6 protein-coding genes are annotated in these 6,300 nt (G+C 72.0%); 4 read left to right on the plus strand and 2 right to left on the minus strand.

Features of this window, described 5'->3' with window-relative positions:
• Window positions 1-447: 447 nt before the first annotated feature.
• Window positions 448-663, plus strand: coding sequence for an I78 family peptidase inhibitor (locus tag SZN_RS34510; RefSeq protein ID WP_007504417.1), 216 nt, complete (start codon window positions 448-450; stop codon window positions 661-663).
• Between the two features lie 102 nt (window positions 664-765).
• On the opposite strand, the gene SZN_RS34515 is transcribed toward SZN_RS34510, so the two are convergent.
• Window positions 766-1,791 carry a phosphatase PAP2 family protein gene (locus SZN_RS34515; RefSeq protein ID WP_007504420.1) on the minus strand — a complete coding sequence of 342 codons (1,026 nt, stop codon included), beginning with the start codon at window positions 1,789-1,791 and terminating at the stop codon, window positions 766-768.
• A gap of 468 nt (window positions 1,792-2,259) precedes the next feature.
• Between SZN_RS34515 and SZN_RS34520 the strand changes: the two genes are divergently transcribed.
• Both SZN_RS34520 and SZN_RS34525 read left to right on the plus strand, forming a co-directional pair.
• Window positions 2,260-3,861: an MFS transporter gene (locus SZN_RS34520; RefSeq protein ID WP_007504422.1), complete on the plus strand. Its 1,602-nt coding sequence runs from the start codon at window positions 2,260-2,262 to the stop codon at window positions 3,859-3,861.
• A gap of 115 nt (window positions 3,862-3,976) precedes the next feature.
• Window positions 3,977-5,167 (plus strand): acyl-CoA dehydrogenase family protein, encoded by a 1,191-nt coding sequence (locus SZN_RS34525; RefSeq protein ID WP_007504424.1) that lies wholly within the window; start codon window positions 3,977-3,979, stop codon window positions 5,165-5,167.
• Window positions 5,168-5,204: 37 nt separating this feature from the next.
• Here SZN_RS34525 and SZN_RS34530 read toward each other — a convergent pair whose 3' ends face one another.
• Window positions 5,205-5,642, minus strand: coding sequence for a cell division protein SepF (locus SZN_RS34530; protein WP_007504426.1), 438 nt, complete (start codon window positions 5,640-5,642; stop codon window positions 5,205-5,207).
• A gap of 310 nt (window positions 5,643-5,952) precedes the next feature.
• On the opposite strand from SZN_RS34530, the gene SZN_RS34535 reads away from it, so the two are divergent.
• Window positions 5,953-6,300 (plus strand): DUF5685 family protein (locus SZN_RS34535; RefSeq protein ID WP_244313472.1); only part of this gene is annotated, 348 nt, incomplete at its 3' end.

The raw sequence follows: 6,300 nt of genomic DNA on the forward strand, positions 1-6,300 counted from the left end.
GTCGCGCCCGCGCCCGGCCAGGGCCCGCGCCGCACGCGCCGGCGCGGGCACGCCCCATGGCGCTCACGCCGCGAGCGGCCCGGCGGAGGGCATACGCGGATCCTGTGTTCGAACCATGCGCTTTCTGTGCGGCACCGGCTCCCGCGGGCCGCGTGGAATCCCGGAGAAAAGAGTTCCCGGGACGTTCCCCGGGCACTTTTGCGGCGGGCCCGGGGACGCGTCTCGCGGCATCCGGGAATTGCAGAGGAATGTCGGCGGAAGGCGTGGAAAATCGCTCGTCCGTGTGACGCCCTCTCGTCCCTGCGGCCGATGCCGGCCCGCTTGAAACGCGTGTCGTGGTTCTGTGACAAAAGCGTGACCAGGGAGGGACGCGGGCCCGTGCGGACGGCGGCGGACGCTGCGTGACCGCACTGGCCCGATCCCTCGCCCAGGCCCTAGCGTGGCGGCATGGCACCGATACCGAACCCCTCCGCCGAACCCCAGGACGACCCGGACGCCTACGTCGGTCTCGACTCCGACGGGGCCGAGCGGCTGGCCCGCGACCGAGGCTGGCCGGCGGTGCGTTCGCTGCCGCCGGGGGCGATCATCACGATGGAGTACCGCGCGGGCCGGCTCAACTTCGAGGTGAAGGACGGCCGGGTGGCGCGGGCCTGGAAGGGCTGACCGCATGACGACGGCCCCGGTTCCGGAGGAGGAACCGGGGCCGTCGTCATACGGGGGTGGCGGTGCGTACCCGGAAGATCCCGCGGCGCTCGGGGGTGCCGCTCAGCCGCCGGTGAGCGGGCGGGCCGTGGAGGACGTCCCGCGGGTGCCGCGGTCCGTGTGCGGCGGGCGGCGACTGCCGGCCGGGGTGACGGGCGTGCGCTCCGCGCGCGTGGTGTGCGGGCCCGGCGCCAGATAGGCCGGGGGCCGGGCGGCGCGGGCCGGCGAGGAGGCCGGCTCACGGGCCGGTGCGTCGCCCTCGGGGCGGACGGGGCGCGGGGTGAGCGGCACCGGAGCCTCGACGGGGACGGCGGCGGGCGCGGCGGCGGACCAGCGCTCGCGGACCCGGTCGCGCAGCTCCAGCAGCCAGGTCTCGGCGCGGGCGATCAGCGGCTCGAACCACGGCAGGGCGAGCAGGATCAGCAGTCCGGCGGCCCAGCCGAGCAGGACGTCGCTCAGCCAGTGCGTACCGAGGTAGACGGTGGACATGCCCACGCCCAGCGCGGTGACCGCCGACACGGCGGACAGCCAGCGGCGGGCTCTCGGGGTGGAGGCCAGATAGGCCAGGACCCCCCAGGTGACCACGGCGTTCGCGGTGTGACCGCTCGGAAATATACCGCCGCCGGCCCACATCTCGTTCGATCCGATCTCGGTCGCGTAGTGCGGTCCGAGCCGGCCCATGCCCAGCTTCGCCGCGCCGACGCTGACGTTCAGCAGCAGCAGCGAGACGCCGAGGGCGAGCAGCGGGCGCAGTGTGTGCTGCCGCCAGGAGCGCCAGCCGAGCCAGGCCGCGACCATCACCGCCGTCGGGCCGCGCTGGCCGAGCACCACGTAGTAGTCGACGAACGGCTGGATCTCCGACCACTGCTGGTACGGGCGGAAGAACATGACCTGCCAGTCCAGGCGGACCAGCCACGAGGTGACCAGGACGGCCCAGACGATGACCGCGTAGAAGGCCAGGGTCGAGGCGAACAGCACGATCCTGTGCCGGGTCATCTCCGGCACATCGAGATGGGCCGGGCGCTCCGGCTCCCGGTCCAGCCTGGCGAAGACCCGGTCCAGGCGGGTCGGCTTTCGTTCGGTACGCACCCAATCGACGTTACAGCGAGTGAGCGCAGTTCCCGGTCGATTCCACGGCTTTGTGATGACGATGTGATGTGGGATTCCTCTCAGCGGCGCCTTTATTTCCTACGAATCCGTAATCACTGCACCCAGCGCCCTGCAATTCCTTTGATCATTCCGCCGGCTGGTTTTTCCCGGATTATGAATTCGTTCACCCGGGCCTGGGGTGCAATTCGCCCGGGGGTCACCGGGGGCGGGTCGCGCCGATCACGGTCGCGCCCAGCCGGGACGGGCGGTCGACGTGGTGTACACCACACGTCTTCGTGTCAGGTCTGAGAGGTCCGCCACGCGGCACCGAATCGGACTCGCGTACGCTGACGTCTCACTCGCCCCTCGCAGCGCGGGCCGGAGACCCCCGCTCCTCTCCGGCCGAGTCGCGGGAAGTCCCCACCCCGTGAGCCCGCCGGGTCGAGGGAACATCTGGGAGGTACGTACATGTCCGGGACGACCACGGCCGCCGCTGCGCTGCGCCGTCGGGCGGCCGGGGCCGGTGCCAACCGCTGGGTCGTCCTGGTCGTGCTCTGCTCCAGCCTGCTGCTCGTCGCGGTCGACGCGACCGTGCTGCACGTGGCGGTGCCCGCCGTCACCGAGGACCTCAGGCCCGGCGCGATAGAGCTGCTCTGGATCGTCGACGTCTACCCGCTCGTCTGCGCCGCCCTGCTGATCCTCTTCGGCACGCTCGGTGACCGGGTGGGCCGCAGACGCATCCTGCTGCTCGGCTACACCCTCTTCGGTGTCGCCTCCGGCCTCGCCGCGCTCGCCCGCGACCCCCAGGTGCTGATCCTGGCCCGTGCGCTGCTCGGGGTCGGCGGCGCGATGATCATGCCCGCGACCCTGTCGATCCTGCGCCAGGTCTTCCCCGACCGGCGCGAGCGGGCGCTGGCCATCGGCATCTGGAGCGCGGTGGCCGCCGTCGGCGCGGCCGTCGGCCCGCTGATCGGCGGCTTCCTGCTGGAGCACTTCTGGTGGGGCTCGGTCTTCCTGGTCAACATCCCGCTGATGCTCGTCAGCCTCCCCGTGGGCCGCCTGCTGCTGCCCGAGTCGAAGGGCGACGGCCAGGGCCCCTGGGACGTCGTCGGCGCGCTGATGGCGGCGGCCGGGCTGTTCGGGATGGTGCTGGGCGTGAAGCGGCTCGGCGGCGGGGAATCGGTCACCGGCCCGTTCACCCTCGTGCCGCTGGCCGTGGGGGCGGTCCTGCTCTTCCTCTTCGTACGGCGGCAGAAGCGGCGGGCGCATCCGCTCGTGGACCTGCGGATGTTCGCGCGCCCCGCGTTCAGCACCTCCGTCGGGTGCATCGTGCTCGCGATGCTGGCGCTGGTGGGCCTGGAGCTGATCGCGGCCCAGTATCTGCAACTCGTGCTCGGGCTGTCCCCGCTGGAGACCGGGCTGCGGCTGCTGCCGCTGACCTTCGCCGCGATGGCCGCGGGGCTCGCCGGGGCGCGGATGCTGCGGCGCTTCGGACCGCGGCGGATGGTGTGCGCCGGGTTCTGCCTGACGGCGGTGGCCGTGGTGCTGCTGATCGCGATGGGCGGCGCGGACAACCCCGGCCTGCTGCTGGCCGGTTTCCTGCTGCTGGGCTTCGGACTGGAGACGACGCTGTTCGGCGCCTACGAGTCGATGCTCAGCGAGGCGCCGCCCGAGCAGGCGGGCGGGGCGGCCGCGATCGGGGAGACCTCCTACCAGCTGGGCGCGGGCATCGGCATCGCGCTGCTGGGCAGCGTCATGAACGCGGCGTACGCCCCCGGCCTGACGTCCGTGCCGGGTGTGCCCACGTCCGCCTCCCGGGCCGCCTCGCACTCGCTGGGCGAGGCGTACGACATCGCCGCGCGGCTCGGCGGACCCGCCGGGGCGGCGCTGCGGCAGGCGGCACGCAACTCCTTCGTGTTCGGGATGCACATGGCGCTCGTGGTGAGCGCCGGACTGCTGCTGCTCGGCGCGGTCATGGCGCTGCGGCTGCCGCGTGTCATGCAGTGCGAGGCACCGCCGGTCGAGCTGCCGAAGCCGCGGGAGGTCGCGCAGCCCCGCGTCTCGGCCTGACCGGGGCCGCGGCCCGCCCCGGCGTGTACTGGACGCACGGTGCGCGACCGTCGTAGCGTCTGCACCGCGATCGTGATGAGCGGTGCTGGTTTTCCGTGTCGCCGGAGGGTGTGCCATGTCCGCGTCTTCGAAGTTGCCCCCGTTCGACCCCGCCGACCCCCTGGGCGTCGACGACCTCCTGGAGCCCGAGGACCTGGCGGTCCGCGCCACCGTGCGCGACTGGGCGGCCGACCGGGTCCTGCCCCATGTCGCCGGGTGGTACGAGAAGGGCGAACTGCCGCAGATCCGTGAACTCGCCCGCGAACTCGGGGCCCTCGGCGCCCTCGGGATGTCCCTGGACGGCTACGGCTGCGCGGGGGCCTCCGCCGTGCAGTACGGCCTCGCCTGCCTCGAACTGGAGGCCGCCGACTCCGGCATCCGCTCCCTGGTGTCGGTGCAGGGCTCCCTCGCCATGTACGCCCTGCACCGCTTCGGCAGCGAGGAGCAGAAGCGGCGGTGGCTGCCCGGCATGGCGGCCGGCGAGATCATCGGCTGCTTCGGACTGACCGAGCCCGACCACGGCTCCGACCCGGCCTCGATGCGGACCCACGCCAAGCGCGACGGCACGGACTGGGTGCTCAACGGACGCAAGATGTGGATCACCAACGGCTCCGTCTCCGGCGTCGCCGTCGTCTGGGCGCAGACCGACGACGGCATCCGCGGATTCGTCGTGCCGGCCGGCAGCGCGGGGTTCTCCGCCCCGGAGATCAAGCACAAGCTGTCCCTGCGCGCCTCCGTCACCAGCGAACTCGTCCTGGACGACGTACGGCTGCCCGCGGACGCGGTGCTTCCGGAGGCCGTGGGCCTCAAGGGGCCGCTCAGCTGCCTCTCGCACGCGCGGTACGGCATCGTGTGGGGCGCGATGGGGGCGGCGCGCTCCTGCTTCGAGGCCGCCGTGGACTACGCGAGGACGCGGGAGCAGTTCGGCCGGCCGATCGGGGGCTTCCAGCTCACCCAGGCCAAGCTCGCCGACATGGCGCTCGAACTGCACAAGGGGATTCTGCTCGCCCACCATCTGGGGCGGCGCATGGACGCCGGCCGCCTGCGTCCCGAGCAGGTCAGCTTCGGCAAGCTCAACAACGTCCGGGAGGCGATCGACATCTGCCGTACGTCACGGACGATTCTCGGCGCCAACGGGATCTCGCTCGAATACCCCGTGATGCGGCACGCGGCCAACCTCGAATCGGTGCTCACCTACGAGGGCACCGTCGAGATGCACCAGCTCGTGCTGGGCAAGGCGCTCACCGGGCTCGACGCCTTCCGCTGACCCCCGTGAGGGGGCGGGGCCGGCGAGCGGCCCTGCCTCAGCTCTGGTTGTAGAAGCCGTCCGCGCGGCGCGCCGCGGGGTCCCCGCTGACGATCTCCGTGTCGGCCGGGGTCAGCAGGAAGACCCGGTTGGACACCCGGTCGATCGAGCCGCGCAGACCGAAGATGAGCCCCGCCGCGAAGTCCACGACGCGCTTGGCGTCGGAGGGCTCCATGGCCGTGAGGTTCATGATGACCGGCACGCCGTCCCGGAACAGCTCCCCGATGGCGCGGGCGTCCCGGAAGCTGTCCGGGGTCACCGTGCCGATGCGGCGGCCCTTGTCCTCGGCGACGTCCGTGGCCACCTTCACGCGCGGGTCGGTGACCCAGGCGTCCCCGGGCTCGGTCCCTTCGGAGTAGTCGTCGTCGTAGTAACGCTCGTCATCGTTGTCGTCAACGAGGCCCAGCCAGGCACTCGCCTTGCGCACCGATCCCATGGACGCCTCCTCTCAGAGCGGTCTCTCCTGCATTCCGCATCCCTATGGTCATCCATGATGCGGACGACGCGCCAAGTGAATAGACGCCGCGCGGGGGGTTTGTGACGGTACTGGTGCACAGCCCGTACGTCGAGAGCCCGTGTCCCCCAAGGGGCATGCCACGTACGGATGCTGACTGTGAGTGAAATATGATTCTTCACGGCGTACGGGTGAGCCGGGGTGCGTCCGGGTGAACGGTCCGGCCCGGCCGACGGCGTCCTGGCCGGTACGATGCGGCAGCTCGGCATCGCACGAACCTCGGGGGAGCGTCATGTTCGGAATGGTCAGGCCCTGCAGCCATCGGCTCGGAGAGAAGCTCACGAGTGAATGGATGGCGCACCTGTGCGGGCTGTGCCTCGCCCTGCGGGGTGACCACGGCCAGCTCGCCAGAGTCGTCACGAACTACGACGGCCTCCTCATATCCGTTCTGACGGAGGCTCAGGCCGACGACGGCGGTGCGCTGCGCCGCAAGGCGGGCCCCTGCGCGCTGCGCGGGATGCGCACCGCGTCCGTCGCGCAGGGTGAGGGCGCCCGGCTCGCCGCCGCCGTCTCGCTGGTGCTCGCCTCCGCCAAGGTCCGTGACCATGTCGCCGACCGCGACGGGCTGCTGGCCCGCGGG

Origin of the sequence: Streptomyces zinciresistens K42 (genome assembly GCF_000225525.1) — a bacterium.
Classification (GTDB): Bacteria; Actinomycetota; Actinomycetes; order Streptomycetales; family Streptomycetaceae; genus Streptomyces; species Streptomyces zinciresistens.

Coding starts and splice junctions, on each gene's coding strand:
- SZN_RS34510 (WP_007504417.1), top strand. CDS start 448: ATGGCACCGATACCGAACCCCTCCGCCGAACCCCAGGACGACCCGGAC.
- SZN_RS34525 (WP_007504424.1), top strand. CDS start 3,977: ATGTCCGCGTCTTCGAAGTTGCCCCCGTTCGACCCCGCCGACCCCCTG.
- SZN_RS34530 (WP_007504426.1), bottom strand. CDS start 5,642: ATGGGATCGGTGCGCAAGGCGAGTGCCTGGCTGGGCCTCGTTGACGAC.
- SZN_RS34520 (WP_007504422.1), top strand. CDS start 2,260: ATGTCCGGGACGACCACGGCCGCCGCTGCGCTGCGCCGTCGGGCGGCC.